Consider the following 23,792-nt stretch of genomic DNA (forward strand, 5'->3'; position numbering starts at 1 on the left):
TTTTTTTATGTTTCAATAGATGTAATGAGTATGGACGGAGGGTTTCTATGAGTAAGAATATATATACTGAATTTCAGATTAAAGAACTTGAAAAGAATCCAAATATCATTAGTGCTTCCGAGCGATCTATTTCCTATAGTCCGGAATTTAAAACAAAAGCTGTTAAGGAATATAAAAAGGGGAAAGCCCCCTCTCAAATTTTCATTGACCAGGGAATTAATCTCGAAATAATTGGAAAGAAACAACCCAAACGTTGTCTACAGCGCTGGCGTAGTACCTTTGAAAGGTTTGGTGAGGAAGGCTTCCTTACGGAACGCCGTGGAAAAGGAAGTACAGGACGCCCCACTTCCAAGCCACAGTCTGTAGAAGATCAACTTAGGAAGGCCGAGGCGAGAATCAAATTGCTTGAAGCAGAAAATGACTTCCTAAAAAAGCTGGAAGAGCTAGAAAGGCAGGCTCTGAAAAAGAAATGATTCTAACTGCTGCTGAGAAGTTCTATCTGATTGAAAGGACGATCAGAATACACCAATTAAAGAAGGCTGTTTCTTATCTATGCAAATTGGCTGGTGTAAGTCGAAGTGGCTACTATGATTGGTTAAAGGCAGCTCCTTACCGTGAGCTTCGTGAAGAACAGGATGAATTGGACATAGAATTGATCAGAAATATTTTCATCAGTAAAAAGGAAAAAGTAGGCGCCCTCCAAATCAAAATGATTATGGAGAATGACTACTCGGCCGTCATGAATCATAAGAAAATCAGACGGTTGATGACAAAATATAATCTCCTAGCGAAAATCAGAAGGGCCAACCCGTATCGGAAGATGGCCAAGGCAACCAAGGAGCACCTTACTTGTCCAAACCTCCTTAATCGTGAATTCAATCAGGAGGTGCCAGGGAAGGTCCTGCTTACTGACATTACCTATCTTTATTATGGGAAAGGCCAAAAAGCGTATTTATCCTGCGTAAAAGATGCCGCCACAAAAGAAATCGTTACGTACCATTTATCTACTTCATTAGAAATGGATATCGTTTACGAGACTTTAAATAAGCTAAAGCAGGCTGTGTGTCACGAGTTCCATCCGAGTGCAATCCTTCATTCTGACCAGGGGTTCCATTACACCCATCCGCTATTTCAACGCAAAGTGAAGGAACTTGGGATAACCCAATCCATGTCCCGCAAGGGAAACTGTTGGGATAATGCGCCAATGGAAAGTTTCTTTGGCCACTTTAAGGATTTGGCAGAATATAAAACATGTACTAATTTAACGGATGTGAAGGAAGAAATTGATCGAGTTATTGAAGAATATAATGAACATCGTTATCAATGGGGGCTAAGGAAAATGGCCCCGGTACAATACCGGGACCATTTATTAGCTGCTTAGGCACTTTTTTATACTGTCCGTAAAATGGGGCACAGTTCATATAAAGATTAAGGCTTCTTTTTATTTTACATTTATATATGTCTTTTTATAATGAATCAAAATTATAATGAGAGAACCTATTAATTCCTGTACACAAATGTCCGGAAGTTTCTTGTCGAAACTAATTACTAATTATTTAATACTTGGATAGATGCAGTAAATCCATCCTTTTCAGAAAAGGATAAATTAACTTGTAAATGATCAGCAACGAACTGATGATAGTCCTGTAAGTATACTGCAACAGCATCAATGATGTCTTGTTCATACAATCGTGTGGCACGTCCTAATGCTAAAGTAGAAGCAGCGAGCCCAAGAGAAGGGTGAAATTCCAAATCTACTTCTACCTGTTGAGGTTCGATGCTTTCTTTTACCGCAATATAAATACAAATACTATCCACAAGATCTTGTTCATTAAATAGTACTTCCATCTTAAATTTCTCCTTAATATCTTCTTCTTGTAAAGATGTTTTTAATTACCCAGATGATGACTAAAATCAAAAGTATATCCACAAGAATTCCCAAAAAGGAAAATCCATTTGAAGCATTACTTCCATATGCACCATTATAATTTCCTCCAAATGGATGAAGCATATGGCCTAAAAGTGCCCCCGTTCCAAACGCTGCAGCATGAGTCAGTATACTTTTTGTTCGTGAAGGTGGGGTCTGGTTATAAGTCGTGTGAGAGTTAGAACGTAATGGCGTTCTTGTAACGTTGCTTGATGGGGACTTATATCCAGAATGATAAGTTCCACTTGAATATGTGCCCCTACTTGAATGAGAACTGAACGAAGAACTGTGACTGAAAGAACTATGACCACTAAATCCTTTTGCCTGAGCAACATTTGGTAAAGCTATTGCAAATATTAATACAAAAATTAAGGTCAATTTTTTCATTACAATTACTCCTGTCTTTATTAATCTAATATAGCCAATTTTTAATAAAGTTTCTTTCCTAGAAGGCTTATTTTGATGTTACTATACCACTTAATTTATAGATTTCTACTAATTTCATCTATTTTTAATGTAATTTTAAGGTGAATTTTAGGGTGAATATAAATGATTAAGAAAAGTAAAAAGATTTTCAATTAAACGTTATAATGATACTTGTTTAAGTACTAAACTAAACAGTAAGAAAGAAGTGCCATTACGAGAAAGTTACCCCTCCTTTTCAAAGCCTGGTCAATGAAAACAGACATAAAATATTAGGAGATAAAAAGGTCATGGAAAAAATTGAAGCTCGCCAGGGGCAGACTATAAAGATGAAAACGAAATAAGAGTAGAATAAAAACATCCTATCTAAACGGATGTTTTTTTTTGTGGTAATGCGGTTGCATTCCTAGGTAAATGTGTTTTTTGCAGGATTTCCCACCTGCTATATCGAACCTAGAAAGTCAACGGGAAAGGGGCTGTTAATATGAATTCAAAAGAACAAAAGAGGTTTGCAACTACTAGAGAACAAATGGAGAATGCTAAAGAACGAACTGATTTATCATCTGAGTTAGAAAAAGACTTAGAGAATTTAGGATTACAACGACGAATGAAGCAATTAGAGTTGGAAAACAAGTTCCTAAAAAAACAGAACGATGAACTAGTTTAATTCACAGCACCCGTTCAGGGGTGCTGTTTCAACATTTTAACACTTTTACGTCAGAACCCCCTATCTATGATCAATACTTTCTCTCAGGACAAACAAATAAAAAAGATGATTTACTCTCTTTTTATTTAATTCATCTCCCTCCATCTATGTATGTTTTATGATGAGATTCCATTAATCGCTCTTCACATTAAATCAACAGAAGATGACTGTCTTTGATATTCTTGGGGTTGTGTATCAAACGACGGTGAAGGATAGACAAGCTGCCTAGCAAAAAATATCGCTTTTTTCAAGGTTTCTTTGACATGCCTAATTTCCCAGTACTGGGTAGTTTTGAATCAATATTATTTGGCTCTATTAATTTATGTTGTTAGCTTAATGGCGATGTGGTGCTACCCCAGGTAAAAGCTTTCAATGACGGCCAGAAGAAAGAATATGAGGAATATAATAAAAGAAATGAACCTCGTTAGAATATAGATTAATAAACCCCCGGTGACTAGCCGGGGGTTAAGGTTTTATCTGGTGAGGTAATTCTTGTATAATAAGGGTATGACAAACTATACAGAGTTGGTCATACTCCTTTTTCATTTGGGCATAGAAAAAGAGCTTGCGAGCTTCTTCCTCACTTTCCGAAAAGTCGAGAGAGGAAGCCTTTTTTTTCTGCTTTAATTGCTTCTATTTCCTCTTTAGCAGCAGCCTCTTCTTTTTTAGTGGTTTCCACTTCTTCTTTAGCCATTAATAAAAGCTGATTTTCATTTTGTTCCAGTTTTTTTACCACGGCAGCGGATACTTCATCACAAAGTTACGCCGATACATTCTGGTCGGAGTTTTTTTCACGAGTCTTTTTACCTTGATATTTTGTTAATTATGGTAAAATTGAGAAGGTTTAATATATAAATATAAAGGTTGTGATTGCCAATGGATATGCGCCTTTCCCAAAACCATTGCTTTTTGTGCAGCGAGGAGCTGACAAAAAACACAGACGAACACATCTTTCCAAAATGGCTACAGCACAAATTTAACCTTTGGAATGAAACCATCACATTATTAAATGGGACGAAGATTCCCTATCGGATGCTAAAAATCCCCTGCTGCAATACGTGCAACAATGAACATTTATCTCAACTGGAAAACGAATTAACGAAAGCCGTAGATGGCGGTTATGATTCATTTATACAGTTGGATCAAGACAAAATCTTTTACTGGGCTGCCAAAATCCTATACGGTCTGTTCTTCAAGGAATTGTCCCTCAATATCGATCGAAGGGACCCGATGGCTGGAACGATTATGAGTCCTGAAACGATGGGAAAATTCCAAACATTACATATGTTACTACAGGGTATTAGGTTCCCAACTCAATACGTCCCCGTAAAACCTTATTCAATTTTCATCTTTAAAATGTATGAATATGGGGATGAGGATTGGGATGAATCAAACTTCAATTACTTTGATAGCTATTTTTCTACCGTTTTTGGAATGAAAATGAACGATATTGGCTTTATTCTATGTATCGAGGATTCAGGCGTTCAATCTGAATTTGGCAAAAATTATTTTGATAAGTACAAAGATAAAACTCTTCATCCCATCCAGTTAAAGGAGATTTATGCCAAAATCAATTACAAGCAACTTTTAGCAATTTACCCTCCCCGGTATATGACTATTGAAACGGATAATGAACGAGTTGTTCAAGTCATTCAGCCTTCTGGAGGTGTATTTGAAGATTGGTCACAGGAACTATATGCACGTGGTTTAGCGCATATCTGGAGTGCGTATCCCACTCTTCGGTTCGAAGATATTTATTTTCCACCTGATCATGTCATGAGTTACTTAAATAATGAAGATGGCTCATTTAAGCAACTGCCTAAGCATATTATTAAAAAAATTTAAATAAAAACAGAGTTTTTGTAATCAAACTCTGTTTTTATTCAGCTATTTTTATATACTCTGGATTAAGTTCTATTGTGAAACTTTTCTCTAAATGTTACTGTTCTTTTCCCCAGGCTCTGCTCCCAGATGCTGTCCAGACAAGCATCCTAGCGAAAAATTTTGAAAAGGGAGTGGTGTTTATGAAACATCTATTTTTCACGCCAGAAGGTCTTAAAATCATCTTCAGCACACTTGTTGTATTACTAGACTGTATCATCTTCGGAAACACCATCGCTGGGGTGTCTGGGAAAGAGAATAGATTTACATAATCAATTACGGGGTACAGCCACATGCCCATCAAGTTAATATTTTTCAAGTCCCCCAAGATGAAAAACTAAGAGGTTTCTAGGAAAAGCAACTTAAAATTTTCATTTTGGGGGTATTCATTCTTCTTAGCTTGATGGCTATGGGGTGCACCCACATGCCCATCAAGCCAAGAAAATAGGTCACTCCCAAAACGATAAATTGAGCTTATTAGTTACAAGAAATTCCAAAATTTCGTTCTGGGGGTACTTCAAAACCTTAGCTTGCTGGCGGTAGGGTCACCCTATCAAAAAAAGAAAATTGTACGTTTAGACACATTTTTCAACCGCTTCCTATATGTTAAGGGATTGGTTATTTTTTTTACAGTTTTTTATAATGAAATTCTAAATATCTAATTATAATTGGTGAAAGAGACGACGATCAATAGTTTGGGTACGGAAATGATTCGAATTTACATTCTTTCTTAATGCATATTATGGATAAATAAGGTAAAATATGGGTTGGTGGGTATGTCTCATGTTGCGTTAATCTAGCAATAACTAAGGATACATAATATGCTTTCATACCTTTAAATAATTTTGTTATAGAAGGGGTGTAGATAAATGGCTCAAATTGTTGATATTGATAGATACCTTTGTACTGGGGCTTTAATCTATATGAGTGAGGGCCTTTTCCCTAAGCCTTGTCAGGAGGTAAGGAACAGTAAGCAACCACCTATACAATATTAATAGAGGAGAGGAATGCCTTATGAAAATACGTAGGCAAATTACATTTGCAAGTCTGGCCCTTTTAATAGCTGGAAGTTCCCTGTTATATACAACGCCAACCTCAATTGTAAAAGCAGAGCCCACTCAAAATGTATCTAGTTCATTACAAACAAGCAACCAACGAGATCGTAATTCCGTCAAGGAAGCAATGCGGGATACATTGCAATTTGGATACCCGGGGATACTTGCTAAAACTTCTGAGCGTGGAAAAACGTGGGGTTATGCCGCTGGGATAGCGGATCTGAGAACCAAAAAACCAATGAAAACAGATTTTCGCTTTCGCATTGGCAGTGTGACGAAGACGTTCACCGCAACAGTTGTACTTCAATTAGCTGGAGAGAACCGCCTGAATCTAGACGACTCCATCGAAAAATGGTTGCCTGGTGCCATTCAAGGAAATGGATATGATGGTAACAAGATTACCATCCGGCAGATATTGAACCATACAAGTGGTATCGCTGAATACTCAAGGTCAAAAGACGCTGATTTTACGGATACAAAAAAATCATATACGGCTGAAGAGTTAGTGAAGATGGGGGTTTCTCTGCCTCCAGACTTTGACCCAGGAGAGGGCTGGTCCTATTCAAACACAGGATACGTATTACTGGGTATTCTTATTGAAAAAGTAACCGGAAACAGCTACGCGGAAGAGATTGAAAATCGGATTATTGAACCACTTGAATTGTCGAATACATTCCTACCTGGCAATTCAAGCGTTATTCCAGGCACCAACCATGCCCGTGGATATGTCCAACTAGACGGAACAAGTGAGCTAAAAGACGTTACTTATTATAACCCAAGTGCAGGTAGCTCTGCTGGAGATATGATTTCTACTGCTGACGACTTAAACAAATTCTTCTCTTACTTGCTCGGTGGCAAATTACTGAAAGAACAACAACTAAAACAAATGCTTACTACAGTCCCTACAGGAAAAGAAGGAATCGATGGATATGGTCTTGGAATCTATGAAACTAAGCTTCCRAACGGTGTCTCGATATGGGGACACACAGGTGGCATTCTAGGGTTTACTACTCTTGTTGGGGGTACACTTGGAGGCAAGCATACGTTGGCTGTCAATTGGAACAGTTTGGGTAGCGCTGACAGTCCTAATCCTTTTAAAAATATTTTACTTGCTGAATTTAGCAAGTAGGTCAAAAGTAAGAACGGATAAATTTTATCATATTCTAATAGCTAAACAAATAAATGATGAAATCGATCACTTATCTAAGGAGGCAATTTCCTCATGAAAAATAAGCTAACTGGTGTGTTAGCCGCTGTATTAGCGCTAACTATGATCCTACCAACAGGGGCGAAAGCATTTTCTGACAGTAAGACTACAGTTATAACTATTGAAGAAGTAGCTAGCCAAGAACTGAAGAAGATTGCAGCAGAGAAGGCTGCGCTACTCACGAAGTCCCATGGGGCGACTAGCGTGCAGTATGCGCTAATTGATAATGRCAAACTTATTTTGTCAGGGCAGGCTGGCAAGAACGATATGGAAGGGGAACAGCGGTTAACCAAAGATACTCTATACGGGATTGGTTCAGTCAGTAAAATGTATGCAACAGCGGCCGTAATGAAATTAGTCGACGAAGGAAAAGTCGATTTGGATGCTCCTGTCGTCAACTATGTTCCTGATTTTAAGATGAAAGATGAGCGGTACAAACGCATTACGCCGCGTATGTTGTTGAATCACTCCTCTGGCTTGCAAGGTTCCACGTTAAGTAATGCATTTTTATTTAACGATAATGATACCTATGCCCATGATACCTTGTTGCAGCAATTGTCGAACCAGAGCCTGAAAGCGGACCCAGGCTCGTTCTCGGTATACTGCAACGATGGCTTTACACTGGCCGAAATTTTAGTGGAAAGAGTCAGCGGTATGAGCTTTACAGAATTTCTACATCAACGGCTTACAGAACCTTTAAAGATGAATCATACAAAAACGCCGCAGGACAAATGGAGAGACGAGAAGCGGGCTGGACTTTATTTTCCGGCGTACCAAGGGCAGCTTCCAATTGAAGCAGTGAATGTGATTGGTACGGGAGGGATCTCTTCCACGGCAGAAGATATGGTAAGATTCTCACAACTATTTATGGGACAGGGAAAAGGGATCCTCTCTGATAAAGTAGTCAAGGCAATGGAGCAAGAGGAATATAAAAAAGGGATGTGGCCGGGGGATGGAGATAATATTTTTAACTATGGTCTTGGCTGGGATAGTGTGAAACTATACCCATTCAGTGAATATGGGATAAAAGCTTTGGCTAAGGGCGGCGACACGTCACTGCAACATGCTATACTGGTCGTGCTTCCGGAACAGAAAATGGCAGCAGTTGTGTTGTCATCCGGTGGACGGAGTTCTACAAATCAACTGATGGCGACTGAATTGCTGCTCGCCGTGCTTAAAGAGAACGGTACTATTAAGGACATCAAGCCGAACAAATCCTTTGGCAAGCCGGTCAAGGTCAAGATGCCTCAAAATGTGACAAAGAAAGCGGGCTTTTATGGCAATAGCGAAACTCATTTCAAAATTGAAATTACGAAGAATGGAGAACTGTTCTTACCATCTAATCGAGAAGAAAAATATGTATATACTGCGGATGGAAGCTTTATTAATGAGAAGGGTACTTCCAAGCTCAACTTCGTGACCGAAAAGAATGGAAGAACTTATTTGAGGGAGAGCACATATCAATCGCAGCCAAGCTTAGGGCAAAGTGTGATGACTCACTATTTAGCTGAAAAACTAGAAGAAAACGTGCTATCGAAGAAAACCGCTGCTGCATGGGCAAAGCGGGAAGGCGTCAAGTTCTATCTTGTGAACGAGAAATTTAGTTCTATTGAATATCTCGTACAACCGAAACTTATTACCACACAGATTACTCGCAAGGAAGGCCTGGAAGGCTATTGGGATGGCAGAAAAATTACAGGTCCGGACACCGCGGCGCATCAGCTCCAGATCCCCGTGATGAATGGTCGTGATACGACGGAAACCCATTTCTATACAGAAGGTGGCAATGAATTTATGGAGATGGCCGGGTTGTTATACGTAAGTGGAACTAACGTAAAACCACTTGATGTAGGGCAATCATCTAAAGTTACGCTGCAAGCAAATGGGCATGCGAAATGGTTTACGATCCCGCAATCGGCAGCCGAGAAAACGATGACCGTGACGTTGCCATCGAAGGGTTCGTTCGCGGTGTATGATGAGAAGGGAGTATGCGTCGATTTTACCATTGTGAGCGGCAATAACAAAGTAAAACTGCCGAAGAACGGAACGGTTGTATTTGCTGGAGCGCCGAACTCGGAATTTGCAATCACGTTGAACTAGCTACAATTCAAGATGGACTTCAACAAAACCAGTACGACACAGAAAAGGTGTTTTGCTGGTTTTGTTTGTATTTAGCATTATCTTTACAAAGAGGGTTTCCACGAATAATATCACGCTCAAACTCTGCAAGAACAGCTAGCATACCAGTTCTGGGCGATCATCTTTTGCTCCACTCATTTTCTCGGTGAGCACTTATTGTAACCTTTATCGTTTCGGGGGTGACCTGTTTTCTTAGCTTGATGGGCATGTGTCTTTACCCCTAATACAAAAGTGATGATGCTTCAGTAATATAAACCTTCATTATTTGTAATTTATAGTCAGGTACTAGCCTATAGATATGCAATTTTAATAAAAAACAAGTTAGTTAACATAAACCTCTTTATCGTCATTAAAAAATACAGGTAGCCTGGGTTTTAAAGCTGAATGTGCAAAATAGCACATAAAATAAGCGCAAATTATTGACTAAAGTGACATGTCAGGCTATATTCTATGTGATTTTTAAAAAGTGTTTCTAACTCGCTGCAGGCTGTTATCTGTTTTTAATAAAACTTATTTGTTAAGTAACCAAGCCGAAAAGAAACCGAAATGAACTTTTGATAAAATAAGTTTTTATGGAGATGGATTTTTTGTTAGTTAAAGAGGGGGAGCAAAGTTGGAGGATCATGTGAAAAAAGCGTTAGTTGAATGGAATGAAGAAATTAGTGATGTGCTAAGTGGGATAGAAAAAGAGTATGAAGAAGTTAAGCGCGACCTTCAGGTATATTCCTATAAATTCAATATTACCAAACAAGTTGTACAATCCACTATAAATGATGAAATAATTCGAAACATCCGTGAGCAGTATCATAAACCTTTTGAACAAAAATTGAACGAATTGAAAGAATCCATAAAAGAGCTGGAAGAAAAGAGAAAGGTTTTCCAAATGTTTGTTGATAAAATTGAAAAGGTTAGTGATAAAGAAGAAGGAAAACCTCAAATATCAGTAATATGAGGCATTTATGCAGGGCCTCTTTTGATGAATAGTGGAGGCAGGATAACGGAAAAGGCTCTACTATTCTTTTCATACTCTTTTACTATGGCAGGGAATATAACTGCTTTTTTTTGAGGCCATTTGCAAAAAGCGCGCTAACCGTATCTTTATCCTGACCCCGTTTACCCTATCTTCAACCCGGGTACTTACCTATAAAAAGGAAATGGGGGGATAAGATGTGGAATGCGTTTTTTTGGGGAGGAGTTTCAGGTTCTGCTGTCTTGCTTGGCGCACTTGCAGCCATCTTCATTCCGATAAAGAAAAACATCATTGGCTATATTATGGCATTCGGAACGGGCGTATTGATTGGTGCGGCAGCATATGAGCTGCTTGCAGATTCGGTGCGTGATGGAGGAATCTGGCCGACTGCAATCGGATTCATAGCAGGAGCCGCCGTGTTTACTGGCTTGGATTTTCTTGTTTCCAAAAAAGGTGCGGTTAAAAGGAAACGGTCCAATAATGGCTCTTCGAAAGAAGCGGGCCTGGCCATTTTTATTGGGACGGTGATGGATGCCATACCGGAGTCGATCATGATTGGTGCAAGCTTAATAAGCGGTGGCTCGGTAAGCTGGCTATTGGTCATTGCCATCTTCATCAGTAATATTCCGGAGGGGCTCTCAAGTACAACAGGTCTGCTCAAAAGTGACTATTCCAAGAAGAAAATCATGCTGCTGTGGTTATCCGTACTGCTCATTTCGGCACTATCCTCGATGTCCGGCTATCTATTCCTCGATCATGCCCCGGAATATATCCTGGCAGCGATGGCAGCCTTTGCAGGCGGCGGAATCATCGCCATGATCGCTTCAACGATGATGCCTGAAGCATATGAAGACGGAGGGCCGATCACGGGCATATTCACCGCGGCAGGTCTGCTTATCTCTTTGGTTCTGGATTCGATGTAATGACGAAAAGCTGAGATTGTCCCCTTGGAAGGAAAGGGGGAAAATCTATCATAGAAAGAATTCCGCAAAATAAGGAAATCTAGCTTTAAAGAAGAATTGTTGGTGTTAAAATACCATTTCAAATCATACACTCTTCATATAGATTTTAGATATTGAGGAGATGTTAGAAATGAACTTCGAGATGCAAATAGCGAATATGTTAGCTAAAAATATAATGGGGTTTATTGAATTCGTCCGTGAAAATCATGAAAATAAAAACAATTGCCTTTGTTTAAATAGAGATAAATTGTATCAATTAAAACTTCTTGTTGAGGAGTTTAAGTTTCAAGTATTGGCAGATGAACTTAAACGAATCAATCGGTTTACATGGGATGAAAACTACACGCATTTATTAGTTGATAGATTCAGGAAAGGGATGGGGATCATTGAAGAGTACGTTGAAAACAACTACAGTGACTTATTCATTTTTACCGCCAGACTTTACACATTGAATAGCCTCAGCTTATTATTTTGCAAGGAGGAAGAATCGAGCACAGTCTTCCGCGAATAAAAGAAGAGCACATATTATCTTATATAATATGTGCTCTTTTTTATTGGCTGTTTTCACATACTTTGTTGCTATTTACCAGGTAGTGAGTTGTGGTTGATTTCCCCTCCAGATGCTCGCTTTCCTTGGTGCAGGCGGTGAGCCTCCTCGGCGTAAACGCCTGTGGGGTCTCACCTGTCCCGCTGATCCCGCAGGAGTCTCGCACTTCCGCTCCAATCAACCTTAAATAGTTTCGTTTTAAAAACAACAATCTTCACGAAAAGAGCCTTTTTATTTCACTATAGGGATAGCTGACCAATGCTTCGAGTCCGGCCTTATTTGCTTGGCATCGTAGAGATATATTCTTTGACTACTTCATAAACATATTCTTGATTGGCCGCTGCTGTATTCGGGTTATATTTACCGCCATTCACTTTATTATTGGATAGCACTCGTATACCTAAGAAGGGAACATCGTAAGCTTTGGCGATTTGGGCAGCCGCAGCTCCTTCCATTTCTTCAACAGATGTACCATATTTCGTATGGAACCACTTAATCCGATCCACTTCATTATTCCAAACGTCTGCAGAACCGATAGTACCATCGACAACCTTACCTTTTGTGTAGGTATCTTTAACTGCATGAGCAGCTGCGAGTAAATCCTTATCTCCCTCGTAGAAGTGTGGTTTTTCAGCGTTAGGATCTTCTCCTGCACTTCCTTCAGAAGCCATTAGGTCCATCGGTTTCCAAATGGTTGGATCAATTCCTTGGTTTTCAGTTTTATCTGCTGTTTTTAATGAACCTAGGTTTACCGTTCTTTTTCCTAAAACAATATCAAAAACGTTTAAGCTTGGATCATGTCCGCCTGATGTCCCTTGATTGATGATAGCAATAGGGTTATATCTTTCAATGGCCAATGCTGTAGCGGCAGCTGTGTTTTCCATCCCTTTACCTGTTTTCGCCACGATTACAGGGTAATTGTCTAAAGTTCCAATGTAAAATACAAAATCTCCTGATTTTTCTTCTTTAACATTTTTTAACCTTTTCGCGAAATTTTCAGCTTCGATTGGCATTGGACCTTGAATTATGATAGGCCTTTGAGTCTTTTTTTCGACCGTTTCATTTTTGGAAGCAGAACTGCATGCTGCAATCACCGACACGAAAAGTAATGTAATGATTCCTAATATAGTGTACTTTTTGAACATGTTTTTTCTCATATAATTTCTCCTTAAAACATATTATTCGATTGTTTGATACACTCGCAGTTGCGGTCAAAGAATAAGGTCCAGAACGGCAGAATGATTACTGCCTTCTAGACCTACGATAGTCAAAGTATAGATGATTAAGCAAAATGATTATAATGCTAAATCATTAGCTGCTCAAGCGGGCAGCCGAATACTTTAACTCGTAGTCTAGTTCTTTCACTGGGAACCAGGTAGAAACGCTCAGACCATATTTCCGAGCATATACGAGTAATGATATGTATGATTATTACTTTGCTAATATAACAAATAAATAATAGATAATCAATGAAAAAGTGAACATTAAAATATAAATATAATTTAATGTTCGTATTTGGGGTAGTGATCTCTTTGTAAATGTTGATTTTTTTCATATTTAAAGGTTTATTGTGAAGTCTTAAATCATTTCTTAGACAATCATTTAAATCCGGTTTGAAAGTTTTGCAAATCGATAGTGATCCCCAGATGAATTTAACTAAAAAAATGGGATTTTGTGTTGAATTAATAAAGATACTGAATTTTGGGATTTTTAGTTAAGGCTGTTTTCACATACTTTGTTGCTATTTACCAGGTAGTGAGTTGTGGTTGATTTCCCCTCCAGATGCTCGCTTTCCTTGGTGCGTGCGGTGAGCCTCCTCGGCCTATACGCCTGTGGGGTCTCACCTGTCCCGCTGCTCCCGCAGGAGTCTCGCACTTCCGCTCCAATCAACCTTAAATAGTTTCGTTTTAAAAACAACAATCCTTACGAAAAGAGCCTTAGTTAATAAAATAACTACAGATGAGGAGGTTATTTATGAAGGCGTATTTCCCTTTTTATTCTTTTATAATATCAATTGCTTTAGTGGTGATTGGGGTTTTCATGCTAATTGATAATACAGCTGTTTTTCGATCGATTATGATAGTTGGAACAATTTCAGCACTGCTTTTAGCGTATTTCAGTGAAAAAGGTAAATGGAGGAGTCTGTCTTTTGGTTTTACTATTTTAGTTAGCATTGTGTATTACATTGGCGTTGAATTTATCGGGTTTTTGTTTCGAAGCGGTGGTTTCGGAAATTGAATTCCATCGTAAAAAAGAAGCGTAAAGTATACAAAGACTAATAGGTGCAGAGAGCTGCACCTATTTATTCGTCCATAACAGGATAGAAAAAGCGATTAATAATGCGATCGTTTTTAGCACTGCCTTCCACTTTGATGATACATCTAACCATGTCAAAACAATGCCTACCATTATTCCGATAGAAAGAAGTGCAACGCCAATCGTTTCCATCCATGTCATTTCAAAAATTGGTCCAAGCAAAAAGAATACCCAACCGAGTGTCACTAAACCAATCGTAGAGATAAAACGCTTACTCGTAAAAGTAATCTTCACATCATTTCGTTCTTCTTCTGACATCTTTTTATACTCCCGCCACATCATGAAGGCCGGAATCCCTATCATTAAAACTAATCGTACGATTGCATCTATATTCATTAAATCCTCCAGAAATTACAAGCTACCATCCATATACGATTGTTCCTGGTAAAAGTTTCAACATCTAGATTGGGAGCAAGCTGGAAGGACATTCCTTATAATGACTAATTATGCCGTTATACCCCTATAGATCCAATTGTTTAAGGGGTATTATCATGTCAAAAAGGAGAAAAAATTCTGAAGATGAAATGGCTTAAAGAAGTTCGCGAAATGCGGCAGTGTGCAAGGCTTTGTCAGGATTTATCATGATCGACAAGGGTTATGACTACATTTCCCTTTTTATGTCCTTTTTCTACATATCTATGTGCCTCGGGAATTTGCTCCAGCGGGTATCGTTTATCAATGACCGATTTTATTTTTTCTGTTTCGATAAGCTCCTTGAGGAGTAATAAATCTTCCGTACGTATCTTTGCTATCCCTTGTCCTTCAACAGACACGTATCGTCCGTTCGGGGTCAGAGCTTTCTTGCAAGTGGCTTTCGAACTTTTCCCGACTGCATCAAAGATGATGTCATATCGCTCTTTCCTTTCCGAAAAATCCTCTTCCGTATAATCAATTACCTTATCGGCTCCCAACGATTTCACCAATTCAAAATTGGCGGCACTGCATACTCCGGTAACTTCTGTCCCAAAGTATTTGGCAAGCTGTACCGCCGAAGTCCCTACAGAACCGGATGCACCGTAGATGAGGACTTTTTGTCCTTCCTGGATATTGCCTTTTCTGAAAAAATGCAGGGCTGTCGTTCCTCCAAAAGATATGGCGGCGGCTTCCTCATAGGTCACATTGACAGGCTTAATTGCCATTGCCCCGTCTTCAGGTAAGCATGTGTATTCGGCATGGGCACCAAAATTCATTCCAGTCATGGCAAAAACCTGGTCGCCTTTTTTGAATTTTTTCACATTCATCCCCGTTTCCTCTATCTCCCCGGCCAGCTCCACTCCCAGTATTGATTTTCGCGGTTTTCTAAGACCCAGGAAGATTCGCATCGGCAGCCATAACAAGAAAGGGCTCTTGAAACTCCGGACTCTTATGTCCCCTGAAGCAACTGTTGCCGCATGGACCTTTACCAGTATTTCGTTATCCTTGGGAGAAGGCTTTGCTACCTCTTTGAGTTCCAGTACATCGGGTGAACCGTATTTTGTGCATACCATTGCTTTCATAGCGAGCCTCCTTAATTTTTTGATTCAATCTTTTAATACTATGTTGGAAGCTGTAATATAAAACTATGTAAGCGAAACGGAAGAAACTTTTAAATGAATGCTTAAAAGCCCGGCATCGGTCAGGGGCAAGTGTATCGCTTAGCGGTCGAAATCCAAGGGACATTCTATAAGACAAAGGAGCTAAAAGTATGACCATTAACGAAAGACCGAGAAAAATAATTTTAGATTTAGCCGTTACTTTAGATGGATTTATTGAAGGGCCGAAAGGAGAAATTGACTGGTGCATTATGGACCCTGAAATGGGGTTCATTGATTTCTTAAATGATATTGATACAATTTTTTATGGGAGAAAGAGCTATGATTTATGGGGACAATATACTCCAGAAAATGAGGTATCCGATACTGAAAAAGAAATGTGGAAATTAGTACATGGCAAAGAAAAATTCATGTTTTCCAAAACAAAAAAAAGCAAGGATAATAAAGTAACAATCATTAATGATAATATTGTTGAAGAAGTAAATAAATTAAAGAAAAAGCCTGGTAAAGACATCTGGCTTTATGGCGGGGCAAGTCTTATTACATCTTTTATAAGATTTGGGCTGGTTGATGAATTTAGGTTATCTGTTCACCCTGTTGTTTTAGGGGAAGGAAAACCTTTGTTTATTGACATGAAGGAGAGATTGAATCTAAAACTGGTTGATACAAAAAGATTTTCCTCTGGCGTTGTTCAACTTTGCTATCATCTTAATGAAGAATAATTGCCAAGGTAATTCACGAGTAAAACTCCAAAACTCACGAGTAAATGCTTAAAATTCACGAGTAAATGCTTAGAATTCACGAGTAAATGCTTAAAATTCACGAGTAAATCCCCAAAACTTACGAGTAAAACCATAAAAGGAATCCATACTTGACGTGTGGATCCCTTTTTTTATACCTTTTGACATTTATAAATTATAAAATGCAATATATATATTGCAAAAAGTAAAATAAATCATATAATAAGAGTGAGTAATGGAATTAAATGGAGGTCGATTGTTGATGGATTTATTTAAACGAACGAAAAAGATCAAGGATGAGCGGGTTGAGCATGTAAGAAATAAAATTTATAAAGAAATGTATCACGTCATCTTAACCATTTGCCTGGTGAGTGCACTTTTCAAACTATATAAATATGGTGCAGGCAGCGGGGAGTTATATCTGGAATTCGTGATCATCGTTGCAGGAGGGCTGTATTACTTAGCTCGTTCCATTTTCTTAGGTGTACTCTGGGATGAAGTGGAAATGCATGACCGGACTAGCAAAACACCGATGAGCAGGAAGACCATTTTTGGTGCAGTTGCTTTAGCCCTCATCATCGCTACATTTTTGGGGGTGAATAGTGCTGTATCCTATGCGGATAGCAGTTCCCAGGGTCTATGGTATTTTATATTGGTATCGTTTGTTTCAGTTATGATCTATTTGCCGATTTTACTTCTGTTTTTTGGTGGTATATACTTGCTAGCGAAGAAAATCGGAATGAAAAATAGCGAAGATAATAAGAAATTGTAGGTGCGAATCCTTTGAAAAATATAAAACTGAAGCTGGCGAGAGTAGAAAAGGACTTGTCACAAGATGAACTGGCCAAGATTGTCGGCGTTTCCAGGCAAACGATAGGATTGATTGAATCCGGGAAGTATAACCCCTCATTGAGTTTGTGCGTGGGTATTTGTAAGGCATTATCGCGTACATTGGATGATTTGTTTTGGGAGGAAGACTGATTAGGGGTATCCATTGACTTGGATATCTTTTTTTTAGGAATGTATCAACAAAAAATGGGGGAAGTTATAGGTGGAGCTGTAAGCAAAAATCTAACATTCGAGAGGGATGGTATGATGGATCGTACAATCGGTTACTTACGTGAGATATTGTCTAACTATACAGACCAATATCCTGAAGCGCAGGAAATTTATAATAAAATCAAAAGCGGACACTTTCATTCAGAAGAAGAGCTCGTCAATAAGCTAAGTGGTAAAGAAGCCAGACTCCTTAACCATATTCTTCCTCAAGAAATTAAGCATGCAAAGGAAGTCAGTGATACGGAACGGGTCTCTCAATTGTCGGAAGTATATGAACTGATTATTATATAATGAAACCTTGTCCATGATGATCATGGACAAGGTTTTGTTGGTTTTTTTATTCCATTTCACTAAGTGAATCCATATGACTGGCTATCATGGCGATGATCGTGCTAGCTTCTTCCTTGCTGAAAATGAAATTTGTTTCATCCTTTATCAGGTCATCATCCGCTGTCCGAATCCGATTGATCCGTTTCAGCACTCCATCACCCGTTTCCTGCACAATCCCGAATTGGTAGGTGACCTCCACTTCATTATCCTGGATATAGGCTGTAACTTCAGGCGTTTCCCAATCTACATCGATTTCGTATATATCGGAATCTCCGCCGCCGTCTGAATCATACGATTCATCATATTCATCATCCAGGTCATATTCATAATCGGTGTCATCCTCTTCCAGGTAATTATGGAAGCTCTCATGGACAGCATCGACGATATCTTCAATATCTGAAAGGATCACCTTGCTAATCTGCCCTAAATCCGGCTCGAAGGATTCCATATAAAATTCCTCATTATGCGGATCAAAAAACAGCGTGGAAAAGTAATCCCTCTCATTGTCGTCCAGCTCTGTATAAAATTCGATGCGTGGATGCTTAGACCCGCGTTCCACGATCATGCTGCCATTGCGGTCATATTTTTCACAAATTGATTTAAGATGATCCTGCAATTCCCCGCTTACTCTGTCAAACCATTCTAATGACATCCAACATCCACTTCCTTTCGTAATTATTATTTCCCAGAAAAGGAGAACATGACGTGCCATTTAAAGCCAAATGCAATTTAACTTCGCCAAAAAAAAATGAAACTTGTCAGTTATAAAAAAGTAATTTAAAGGGAAGATAAAATGAAATGAATTTCAAATATAAAAAACGGCTAAAATGTCCCCCGTATTTAAACTATGGATGGAAAAAGCTATTTAGCAGATTCTATATAGAAATAAACTCCAGTGAGGACTTACCTCACTAGTTTGTGTTTTAACGATAGGGCTTTGTTCTTTACTTAATCCGGTATAAATTGTAAAGTTCTTTCCTGATTGTGTTTTTGTTCCCAACTGATCTAAGATGAATATTTTTTGACTTTATCATTCTTAACAAGTACATCTTGATCTAATGCATTGTTGAAAATTGGAGAACGGAACTTATGCTATCCGATACCCCGGTTTTACCGTTTCAAATGGAAATGCAGGTTACGATTTGCATTACATCTAACATGCGTGGAAAAAACAAAATGAATCTTTGAACCAGACGGCCAGGTAAATATGCCGCTTTAATTTTTGGAGATGTAACAGAAATTATCATTGAAAGTCAAAACTAATATACCGATAAAAAGCTGCTCAAATGATGGGCGGCTTTTGATTCGTTTTCCTGAAGAAATTTTCAAGACCATGCTACTTTCATCCCGAAAAAGTTTATATAGAGTGTGAAAGGGGGTGAGTGGCATGGCAAAGCAGATTCCAGTATCAAGTACGTTGCGGATTGATTTTGAGACGGGGTTAAATGAAAATGGGGCTCTTGTTTTCAAGCGGAGGTCATTTTCGAACATCAAGGTTGAGGCAACGGCGGACCAGCTATTTTCGACAGCTGTTGCAATCGCAAGCGTGCAGAATTATCCAATGGGGGAAGTGACTCGAGTGGATACAAGTTCATTGATTGGTTAATCGACTTTTGGAACGATGTCGGAAGAGGGGGGAGGTGATTTGAAATGGCTAAAGTACTGGAAATGATTTTCGTTACGGAGGAAGGGAAGACAGCGACGATTTCCGTTGATAATCCGAAGCCGGTCAATGTTAATACGATTAAACTGGCAATGGAACAACTGATTGCGGGGAATGTGTTCGTTGCATCTTCCGGAAATTTCGTCGATTTGAAAGCAGCGCGAATTGTCGAGCGGAATGTCGAGGAAGTGGAACTGATCTAACGAACGGGAAGGGCATCTTTTTAGGACACCCCGGAAGAGAGGTGAATTACAAGTGGATCAAATCCTGCCATTTGTCAGTGATATTGGGTTCCCGATCATTGTTACCCTTTATTTGCTTCATAGGATTGAAACAAAATTGGATACTTTGAATGAAACCCTTGTAGAGCTGCCAGATCGCTTGCGAGAAGGGATTCCGAAGTCTGGTTAAGGAAAAGCGGGGAGCATCATGAGTGATAACATTCATGATGCTTTTCCTAATTGAAATGGAAAAGTTTTAATAGATTCTAGTTTTATTTCCAAACTATCGGGTATACATAAAACTGTAGCTAGTTCATGAAAAATCCAAATAATAAGGAGGAATTTTAATGACTAACAACAATGAAAAAATGAGCAGGGAAGAAGCTGGCCGCAAAGGTGGGGAAGCGACAGCAAAAAATCATGATAAGGAATTTTTCCAGGAGATTGGCCAAAAAGGTGGAGAGGCCACTTCCGAAAATCATGATAAGGAATTCTATCAGGAAATTGGCCAAAAAGGCGGAGAGGCACGTGCCAATCAACGTGATGGCGGCAAATCTGACGGGTCCAATGATTGAAAAATGAGCTGGGAGAAGCAGGACTTAATGGCGGGGAAAAGAGTCGCCGTTAAATAGAAGGAGCGACCTGAAGTATTTAGCAGATTCTAGTTTTATAACCGCTCCAGCGGGTATATGACACATGTAGCTAGTTCATGGAAAATCCAAATAATAAGGAGGGATTTTTAATGACTAACAACAATGGTAAAATGAATCGTGAAGAAGCAGGACGTAAAGGCGGAGAAACAACAGCCAAAAATCATGATAAGGAATTCTATCAAGAGATTGGCCAAAAAGGCGGAGAAACAACAGCCAAAAATCATGATAAGGAATTCTATCAAGAGATTGGCCAAAAAGGCGGAGAAGCAACATCCGAAAATCATGATAAGGAATTTTATCAAGAGATTGGCCAAAAAGGCGGAGAAGCAACAGCCGAAAATCATGATAAGGAATTCTATCAAGAGATTGGCCAAAAAGGCGGAGAAGCGACATCCGACAGTCATGGCAAGGAGTTCTATCAGGAAATCGGTGAAAAAGGCGGAGAGGCACGTGCCAATCAACGAGATGGCGACGGCAGCTCTGACGGTTCCAGTAATGGAAAAATGAGCCGGGAAGAAGCAGGACGCAAGGGCGGGGAAAAAAGCCGCCGTTAATATAGAATGAAAAATCAAGTAGAACTAATAAATGACCGGGGGAATGAACCATTCCCTCGGTTTCTTATGTTATTCAACCATTGTCCCATGGAAATGCCCATCACAGCACATTGCAAAGTGTGTTTGGTGTAATTAAGTTTCAAAGGACAATTTGATGAATGAAAAATTATTAAGGGTAGGCACCACTTATATACCAGTTACTGATATAGTGCTTCGATTGGTATGTAGGTGTTAAGTTATAAAGATGCAGACAAAGCAATTCTTAATTTTGCAAACCAAAGTTTTTTTCTTGTTAAATCTAAAGGAAACCAAAGCTCCAATTTTTATGATATTTACGGTGAAGAACACTTTTCTATGACATTTGAAGTTAATGGGTTAAACGCTTAAGAAATAACAGTTGGAGGAATTGAAAACAGAGGTCACACGGGGAGAAACTTTGTTTTTTATGATTTAGATGGTAATAAATTTGATGTATGGAGTGAATTAAGTCAAATATACAAAGAAAAATATCTAATCTCGCGATAAAAAATATATCCTCTTCATGAGCTAACAGGCGCGTTACTTCAGGAGCTGATCAGCAGCTCCTTTTCTTTATGCAACAATCGGGGCAGGATGGTTTAATAAGAAAAACTGGGCTATATATATCACATGTGACACATACTGCGACATAAATGGGAAAAGATAAAAAAAGACTGTTTAATCCATACAGTTCTTGTTTTTTATTTGATATTTCTTCCTTAACTAAAGGGGACTTTAATTGTATTTGGGCGCTAAACTTCAGTTTTATTGTGCTTTTCGGTTATAATGGAGTTGGAAGTCTTCATTTCCGATTATGGAGACCCGAATTTTATATTATCTGAGGTCAGTATACCTTACATCAAAGGAGTTTATTCATAATGCATGTGCTACAAAAAACGCAAAAAATAGTTCGCTATCAGAATCAACAAGGAAACATACACTACGGTATTGTTGAGGATGAGATGATATTACAACTGTCTAGCAGTTTTGCTGAACTTGTCAACAAGGAAATAAAGTATGACGGGGTAGAGCTGAAATATAGTGACGTAAAAATTCTGGAACCTGTAAAACCTTCGAAAGTGGTTAATTTCGGCTGGACATATGCAGGTCATGCAAAGGAAACAGGGGGAGAGGCAAACCTTGTAGAACCATTTCTATTCCTAAAGCCATTATCTTCGCTTATTGCAGACAAAGAGAAAATCATCCTTCCTCCAAACGATCTATCCAACCAAGTGGAACTTGAAGGGGAAGTGGCCCTKRTCATWGGAAAGCGCGGAAAAAACATCAAAGAAGAAGATGCGCTTGATTATGTGTTCGGTTGCACGATATTTAATGACGTCACAGCAAGAGAYCTTACMAAAAAAGATCCACAGTTTACGCGGGGCAAAGGATTTGATACATTCGGACCTTTGGGGCCGTGCATCGTTACCGGGGTAGATCCTACAAATTTGAGAATTGTGACCACATTAAACGGCCGCGTTGTCCAAGACGGGAATACCAATCAAATGTCTCTAAGCATTCCGTTTTTAATCAGCTGGCTTTCRCAGGTGATGACGCTGGAGCCAGGTGACATTTTGGCYACGGGTTCACCATCTGGCAGCTGCYCGATTAAWTCGGGGGATGWGGTCGTTGTKGAAGTCGAGAACATTGGTCGATTAACTAATGGTGTTCAGTAAGATTTGCCAGCATTCTTAATAACCAAGAATGATCAATCCTTTTTATAAAAGAATAATCCAATTAAATAGTATAAGGGCATGTTTTGATCAATCAAAACATGCCCTTTCTATTTTTTTTATTCATTTATCAAGGTTTCTTGTATTAATTTGATCAAACTTTATTTCAAGGCTACAACCTCAATTATATTTACCAGGTAGTGAGTTGTGGTTGATTTCCCCTCCAGATGCTCGCTTTCCTTGGTGCGGGCGGTGAGCCTCCTTCGGCGTAAACGCCTGTGGGGTCCACCTGTCCCGCTGCTCGAGCAGGAGTCTCGCACTTCCGCTCCAATCAACCTTAAAAGTTTCGTTTTAAAAACAACAATCTTTACGAAAAGAGCCTTTTATAAAAAGCGCTTTCGAACACTTGGCGATGGCAGCATGCAGCTCTCTTCTTTCTTTCCGAACCATTTGTAACGGTTCTTGGCAATGAAGTCATAAACGATGTTTCGGATGAAGCTTGGAACGATGATGAAACCGTAAAGCAATTTCCATGCCCCTTGTAAGCGGCGGCAAATCCTCAAGGCTGCAGACGATTTATAGTAGGCCTTGTCCTTTTCGATCAGAACCATGCTATCTATATCTGCGGGAGCATCGTATTTCTTCAGCAGCTCTTGACCCGCCTCACTTTGAAGCGAAGCGTAATAAAAAAGCCCCTGCGGATCCCGCTTTATAATGAACTGGACACTCGAATCACAAAAGTTGCATTCACCATCAAATAAAATGACCGGATTCATGAACATTCCTCCTATAGAGAGACGTTTATCATACTCATGCTTCTATAATACACTACCCATTTAGGTAAGGCGAAAACGCATGGAATTGTTTGGGGTTTTAACAGTTTGTTTTCACTAGCAATTGGATTTTCTATCGACATCCTAATATTACTTACAAAAGTATATGGAATAAAAATGAATTTTCTGCAGAAAATACTTATATTAATTACAAAGTAGGAGTGTATATATGGATCAAACACTTTATGAAAAAATTGGTGGAGAAGAAGCGATAGCAAAAGTTGTGGACTATTTTTACGAGTTGGTGCTTAAGGATGATACAGTTAATCATTTTTTTGAAAAAACGGATATGGAAAAACAACGCAGTCATCAGACAAAATTTATTAGTTTTGCATTAGGTGGTCCAAAACAATATTCTGGACAATCAATGGCAAAAGCTCACC

At 39.0% G+C, this 23,792-nt stretch carries 33 protein-coding genes, 1 pseudogene and 1 riboswitch; of the genes and pseudogenes, 23 read left to right on the top strand and 11 right to left on the bottom strand.

Annotated elements, in window-relative coordinates; translation table 11 throughout:
• The first annotated feature begins 47 nt into the window (after positions 1–47).
• Positions 48–1,381, top strand: a protein-coding gene (locus tag AC1DVK_RS08855; RefSeq protein WP_477626308.1) for an IS3 family transposase whose coding sequence is annotated in 2 segments (ribosomal slippage) — positions 48–420 and positions 420–1,381 — 1,335 coding nt in all. Because the reading frame shifts where the segments join, the coding sequence is not laid out codon by codon here.
• 167 nt (positions 1,382–1,548) lie between these two features.
• Here the strand turns inward: AC1DVK_RS08855 and AC1DVK_RS08860 are convergent.
• A complete protein-coding gene (locus AC1DVK_RS08860; RefSeq protein WP_061463521.1) occupies positions 1,549–1,848 on the bottom strand; it encodes a DUF2653 family protein in 300 nt (99 codons plus the stop codon).
• Between the two features lie 13 nt (positions 1,849–1,861).
• Entirely contained in the window at positions 1,862–2,314 is a 453-nt protein-coding gene (locus AC1DVK_RS08865) for a hypothetical protein (protein WP_061463520.1), read from the bottom strand.
• 281 nt (positions 2,315–2,595) lie between these two features.
• Here AC1DVK_RS08865 and AC1DVK_RS08870 point away from each other — a divergent pair, with 281 nt between their 5' ends.
• The gene (locus AC1DVK_RS08870) at positions 2,596–2,694 is read left to right on the top strand and encodes an FbpB family small basic protein (protein ID WP_125163469.1); all 99 of its coding nucleotides are present in this window, start codon (positions 2,596–2,598) and stop codon (positions 2,692–2,694) included.
• A gap of 140 nt (positions 2,695–2,834) precedes the next feature.
• Positions 2,835–3,017: a hypothetical protein gene (locus tag AC1DVK_RS08875; protein WP_061463519.1), complete on the top strand. Its 183-nt coding sequence runs from the start codon at positions 2,835–2,837 to the stop codon at positions 3,015–3,017.
• A gap of 619 nt (positions 3,018–3,636) precedes the next feature.
• On the opposite strand, the gene AC1DVK_RS08880 is transcribed toward AC1DVK_RS08875, so the two are convergent.
• On the bottom strand, positions 3,637–3,792 hold the full coding sequence (locus AC1DVK_RS08880; RefSeq protein WP_477626309.1) for a hypothetical protein: 156 nt from the start codon (positions 3,790–3,792) through the stop codon (positions 3,637–3,639).
• 140 nt (positions 3,793–3,932) lie between these two features.
• Here AC1DVK_RS08880 and AC1DVK_RS08885 point away from each other — a divergent pair, with 140 nt between their 5' ends.
• The 7 genes from AC1DVK_RS08885 (at position 3,933) to AC1DVK_RS08915 (ending at position 11,781) form a co-directional block, all read left to right on the top strand.
• Positions 3,933–4,901, top strand: coding sequence for a hypothetical protein (locus tag AC1DVK_RS08885; RefSeq protein ID WP_477626310.1), 969 nt, complete (start codon positions 3,933–3,935; stop codon positions 4,899–4,901).
• Between the two features lie 179 nt (positions 4,902–5,080).
• Positions 5,081–5,209: a hypothetical protein gene (locus tag AC1DVK_RS08890; protein ID WP_274606948.1), complete on the top strand. Its 129-nt coding sequence runs from the start codon at positions 5,081–5,083 to the stop codon at positions 5,207–5,209.
• 742 nt (positions 5,210–5,951) lie between these two features.
• Complete coding sequence (locus AC1DVK_RS08895; RefSeq protein ID WP_477626311.1) at positions 5,952–7,121, top strand: serine hydrolase domain-containing protein; 1,170 nt, start codon at positions 5,952–5,954, stop codon at positions 7,119–7,121.
• A 93-nt stretch (positions 7,122–7,214) separates the two neighbouring features.
• Positions 7,215–9,299, top strand: coding sequence for a serine hydrolase domain-containing protein (locus tag AC1DVK_RS08900; protein ID WP_477626312.1), 2,085 nt, complete (start codon positions 7,215–7,217; stop codon positions 9,297–9,299).
• A 664-nt stretch (positions 9,300–9,963) separates the two neighbouring features.
• Positions 9,964–10,290 carry a hypothetical protein gene (locus AC1DVK_RS08905; RefSeq protein ID WP_435892157.1) on the top strand — a complete coding sequence of 109 codons (327 nt, stop codon included), beginning with the start codon at positions 9,964–9,966 and terminating at the stop codon, positions 10,288–10,290.
• 215 nt (positions 10,291–10,505) lie between these two features.
• The gene (locus AC1DVK_RS08910) at positions 10,506–11,231 is read left to right on the top strand and encodes a ZIP family metal transporter (RefSeq protein ID WP_477626313.1); all 726 of its coding nucleotides are present in this window, start codon (positions 10,506–10,508) and stop codon (positions 11,229–11,231) included.
• Between the two features lie 169 nt (positions 11,232–11,400).
• Positions 11,401–11,781, top strand: coding sequence for a hypothetical protein (locus tag AC1DVK_RS08915; RefSeq protein ID WP_477626314.1), 381 nt, complete (start codon positions 11,401–11,403; stop codon positions 11,779–11,781).
• A 40-nt stretch (positions 11,782–11,821) separates the two neighbouring features.
• Here the strand turns inward: AC1DVK_RS08915 and AC1DVK_RS08920 are convergent, their stop codons facing one another.
• The 3 genes from AC1DVK_RS08920 to AC1DVK_RS08930 form a co-directional block, all read right to left on the bottom strand.
• Positions 11,822–12,025 (bottom strand): hypothetical protein, encoded by a 204-nt coding sequence (locus AC1DVK_RS08920; RefSeq protein ID WP_477626315.1) that lies wholly within the window; start codon positions 12,023–12,025, stop codon positions 11,822–11,824.
• Between the two features lie 67 nt (positions 12,026–12,092).
• Positions 12,093–12,974 carry a 5'-methylthioadenosine/S-adenosylhomocysteine nucleosidase gene (locus AC1DVK_RS08925; RefSeq protein ID WP_477626316.1) on the bottom strand — a complete coding sequence of 294 codons (882 nt, stop codon included), beginning with the start codon at positions 12,972–12,974 and terminating at the stop codon, positions 12,093–12,095.
• 171 nt (positions 12,975–13,145) lie between these two features.
• Positions 13,146–13,249, bottom strand: a riboswitch (purine riboswitch).
• Positions 13,250–13,527: 278 nt separating this feature from the next.
• Complete coding sequence (locus tag AC1DVK_RS08930; protein ID WP_477626317.1) at positions 13,528–13,734, bottom strand: hypothetical protein; 207 nt, start codon at positions 13,732–13,734, stop codon at positions 13,528–13,530.
• 57 nt (positions 13,735–13,791) lie between these two features.
• Between AC1DVK_RS08930 and AC1DVK_RS08935 the strand changes: the two genes are divergently transcribed.
• Positions 13,792–14,055: a hypothetical protein gene (locus tag AC1DVK_RS08935; protein ID WP_477626318.1), complete on the top strand. Its 264-nt coding sequence runs from the start codon at positions 13,792–13,794 to the stop codon at positions 14,053–14,055.
• A 60-nt stretch (positions 14,056–14,115) separates the two neighbouring features.
• On the opposite strand, the gene AC1DVK_RS08940 is transcribed toward AC1DVK_RS08935, so the two are convergent.
• Both AC1DVK_RS08940 and AC1DVK_RS08945 read right to left on the bottom strand, forming a co-directional pair.
• Complete coding sequence (locus tag AC1DVK_RS08940) at positions 14,116–14,469, bottom strand: hypothetical protein (RefSeq protein ID WP_477626319.1); 354 nt, start codon at positions 14,467–14,469, stop codon at positions 14,116–14,118.
• Between the two features lie 233 nt (positions 14,470–14,702).
• Positions 14,703–15,629 carry an NAD(P)-dependent alcohol dehydrogenase gene (locus AC1DVK_RS08945; protein ID WP_477626320.1) on the bottom strand — a complete coding sequence of 309 codons (927 nt, stop codon included), beginning with the start codon at positions 15,627–15,629 and terminating at the stop codon, positions 14,703–14,705.
• Between the two features lie 188 nt (positions 15,630–15,817).
• Between AC1DVK_RS08945 and AC1DVK_RS08950 the strand changes: the two genes are divergently transcribed.
• The 4 genes from AC1DVK_RS08950 (at position 15,818) to AC1DVK_RS08965 (ending at position 17,755) form a co-directional block, all read left to right on the top strand.
• The gene (locus AC1DVK_RS08950) at positions 15,818–16,387 is read left to right on the top strand and encodes a dihydrofolate reductase family protein (RefSeq protein WP_477626321.1); all 570 of its coding nucleotides are present in this window, start codon (positions 15,818–15,820) and stop codon (positions 16,385–16,387) included.
• A 280-nt stretch (positions 16,388–16,667) separates the two neighbouring features.
• Complete coding sequence (locus AC1DVK_RS08955) at positions 16,668–17,177, top strand: DUF6773 family protein (RefSeq protein WP_477626322.1); 510 nt, start codon at positions 16,668–16,670, stop codon at positions 17,175–17,177.
• Between the two features lie 11 nt (positions 17,178–17,188).
• A complete protein-coding gene (locus AC1DVK_RS08960; protein ID WP_063235187.1) occupies positions 17,189–17,386 on the top strand; it encodes a helix-turn-helix transcriptional regulator in 198 nt (65 codons plus the stop codon).
• Positions 17,387–17,404: 18 nt separating this feature from the next.
• The gene (locus tag AC1DVK_RS08965) at positions 17,405–17,755 is read left to right on the top strand and encodes a sigma-G-dependent sporulation-specific acid-soluble spore protein CsgA (protein ID WP_477626323.1); all 351 of its coding nucleotides are present in this window, start codon (positions 17,405–17,407) and stop codon (positions 17,753–17,755) included.
• A gap of 46 nt (positions 17,756–17,801) precedes the next feature.
• Here AC1DVK_RS08965 and AC1DVK_RS08970 read toward each other — a convergent pair whose 3' ends face one another.
• On the bottom strand, positions 17,802–18,446 hold the full coding sequence (locus tag AC1DVK_RS08970; RefSeq protein WP_410863838.1) for a hypothetical protein: 645 nt from the start codon (positions 18,444–18,446) through the stop codon (positions 17,802–17,804).
• Positions 18,447–19,181: 735 nt separating this feature from the next.
• Between AC1DVK_RS08970 and AC1DVK_RS08975 the strand changes: the two genes are divergently transcribed.
• The 7 genes and pseudogenes from AC1DVK_RS08975 (at position 19,182) to AC1DVK_RS09005 (ending at position 22,579) form a co-directional block, all read left to right on the top strand.
• Positions 19,182–19,400 carry a DUF1659 domain-containing protein gene (locus AC1DVK_RS08975; RefSeq protein WP_089362932.1) on the top strand — a complete coding sequence of 73 codons (219 nt, stop codon included), beginning with the start codon at positions 19,182–19,184 and terminating at the stop codon, positions 19,398–19,400.
• 44 nt (positions 19,401–19,444) lie between these two features.
• Positions 19,445–19,660, top strand: coding sequence for a DUF2922 domain-containing protein (locus AC1DVK_RS08980; protein ID WP_477626324.1), 216 nt, complete (start codon positions 19,445–19,447; stop codon positions 19,658–19,660).
• Positions 19,661–19,712: 52 nt separating this feature from the next.
• A complete protein-coding gene (locus AC1DVK_RS08985) occupies positions 19,713–19,868 on the top strand; it encodes a YvrJ family protein (protein ID WP_057913045.1) in 156 nt (51 codons plus the stop codon).
• A gap of 157 nt (positions 19,869–20,025) precedes the next feature.
• Entirely contained in the window at positions 20,026–20,253 is a 228-nt protein-coding gene (locus AC1DVK_RS08990) for a KGG domain-containing protein (protein ID WP_061464648.1), read from the top strand.
• Between the two features lie 167 nt (positions 20,254–20,420).
• Positions 20,421–20,885, top strand: coding sequence for a KGG domain-containing protein (locus tag AC1DVK_RS08995; protein WP_477626325.1), 465 nt, complete (start codon positions 20,421–20,423; stop codon positions 20,883–20,885).
• Positions 20,886–21,039: 154 nt separating this feature from the next.
• A pseudogene (locus AC1DVK_RS09000) lies at positions 21,040–21,410 on the top strand (VOC family protein).
• A 371-nt stretch (positions 21,411–21,781) separates the two neighbouring features.
• A complete protein-coding gene (locus AC1DVK_RS09005; protein ID WP_477626326.1) occupies positions 21,782–22,579 on the top strand; it encodes a fumarylacetoacetate hydrolase family protein in 798 nt (265 codons plus the stop codon).
• 158 nt (positions 22,580–22,737) lie between these two features.
• Here AC1DVK_RS09005 and AC1DVK_RS09010 read toward each other — a convergent pair whose 3' ends face one another.
• Together AC1DVK_RS09010 and AC1DVK_RS09015 are read right to left on the bottom strand one after the other, a co-directional pair.
• The gene (locus AC1DVK_RS09010; RefSeq protein ID WP_477626327.1) at positions 22,738–22,911 is read right to left on the bottom strand and encodes a hypothetical protein; all 174 of its coding nucleotides are present in this window, start codon (positions 22,909–22,911) and stop codon (positions 22,738–22,740) included.
• Positions 22,912–22,959: 48 nt separating this feature from the next.
• Entirely contained in the window at positions 22,960–23,352 is a 393-nt protein-coding gene (locus AC1DVK_RS09015) for a thiol-disulfide oxidoreductase DCC family protein (RefSeq protein ID WP_318681696.1), read from the bottom strand.
• A 226-nt stretch (positions 23,353–23,578) separates the two neighbouring features.
• Between AC1DVK_RS09015 and AC1DVK_RS09020 the strand changes: the two genes are divergently transcribed.
• Positions 23,579–23,792: truncated hemoglobin (locus AC1DVK_RS09020; RefSeq protein ID WP_477626328.1), on the top strand; the 214-nt coding region annotated here is incomplete at its 3' end.

The sequence above is a fragment of the Peribacillus sp. P4_B1 genome, from assembly GCF_056402395.1.

Bases quoted from the DNA above. Each gene is read 5' to 3' on its own strand.
- AC1DVK_RS08860 (WP_061463521.1), bottom strand. From the start codon at position 1,848: ATGGAAGTACTATTTAATGAACAAGATCTTGTGGATAGTATTTGTATT.
- AC1DVK_RS08865 (WP_061463520.1), bottom strand. From the start codon at position 2,314: ATGAAAAAATTGACCTTAATTTTTGTATTAATATTTGCAATAGCTTTA.
- AC1DVK_RS08875 (WP_061463519.1), top strand. From the start codon at position 2,835: ATGAATTCAAAAGAACAAAAGAGGTTTGCAACTACTAGAGAACAAATG.
- AC1DVK_RS08885 (WP_477626310.1), top strand. From the start codon at position 3,933: ATGGATATGCGCCTTTCCCAAAACCATTGCTTTTTGTGCAGCGAGGAG.
- AC1DVK_RS08890 (WP_274606948.1), top strand. From the start codon at position 5,081: ATGAAACATCTATTTTTCACGCCAGAAGGTCTTAAAATCATCTTCAGC.
- AC1DVK_RS08910 (WP_477626313.1), top strand. From the start codon at position 10,506: ATGTGGAATGCGTTTTTTTGGGGAGGAGTTTCAGGTTCTGCTGTCTTG.
- AC1DVK_RS08915 (WP_477626314.1), top strand. From the start codon at position 11,401: ATGAACTTCGAGATGCAAATAGCGAATATGTTAGCTAAAAATATAATG.
- AC1DVK_RS08925 (WP_477626316.1), bottom strand. From the start codon at position 12,974: ATGAGAAAAAACATGTTCAAAAAGTACACTATATTAGGAATCATTACA.
- AC1DVK_RS08935 (WP_477626318.1), top strand. From the start codon at position 13,792: ATGAAGGCGTATTTCCCTTTTTATTCTTTTATAATATCAATTGCTTTA.
- AC1DVK_RS08940 (WP_477626319.1), bottom strand. From the start codon at position 14,469: ATGAATATAGATGCAATCGTACGATTAGTTTTAATGATAGGGATTCCG.
- AC1DVK_RS08945 (WP_477626320.1), bottom strand. From the start codon at position 15,629: ATGAAAGCAATGGTATGCACAAAATACGGTTCACCCGATGTACTGGAA.
- AC1DVK_RS08950 (WP_477626321.1), top strand. From the start codon at position 15,818: ATGACCATTAACGAAAGACCGAGAAAAATAATTTTAGATTTAGCCGTT.
- AC1DVK_RS08955 (WP_477626322.1), top strand. From the start codon at position 16,668: ATGGATTTATTTAAACGAACGAAAAAGATCAAGGATGAGCGGGTTGAG.
- AC1DVK_RS08970 (WP_410863838.1), bottom strand. From the start codon at position 18,446: ATGTCATTAGAATGGTTTGACAGAGTAAGCGGGGAATTGCAGGATCAT.
- AC1DVK_RS08975 (WP_089362932.1), top strand. From the start codon at position 19,182: ATGGCAAAGCAGATTCCAGTATCAAGTACGTTGCGGATTGATTTTGAG.
- AC1DVK_RS08980 (WP_477626324.1), top strand. From the start codon at position 19,445: ATGGCTAAAGTACTGGAAATGATTTTCGTTACGGAGGAAGGGAAGACA.
- AC1DVK_RS08990 (WP_061464648.1), top strand. From the start codon at position 20,026: ATGACTAACAACAATGAAAAAATGAGCAGGGAAGAAGCTGGCCGCAAA.
- AC1DVK_RS08995 (WP_477626325.1), top strand. From the start codon at position 20,421: ATGACTAACAACAATGGTAAAATGAATCGTGAAGAAGCAGGACGTAAA.
- AC1DVK_RS09015 (WP_318681696.1), bottom strand. From the start codon at position 23,352: ATGAATCCGGTCATTTTATTTGATGGTGAATGCAACTTTTGTGATTCG.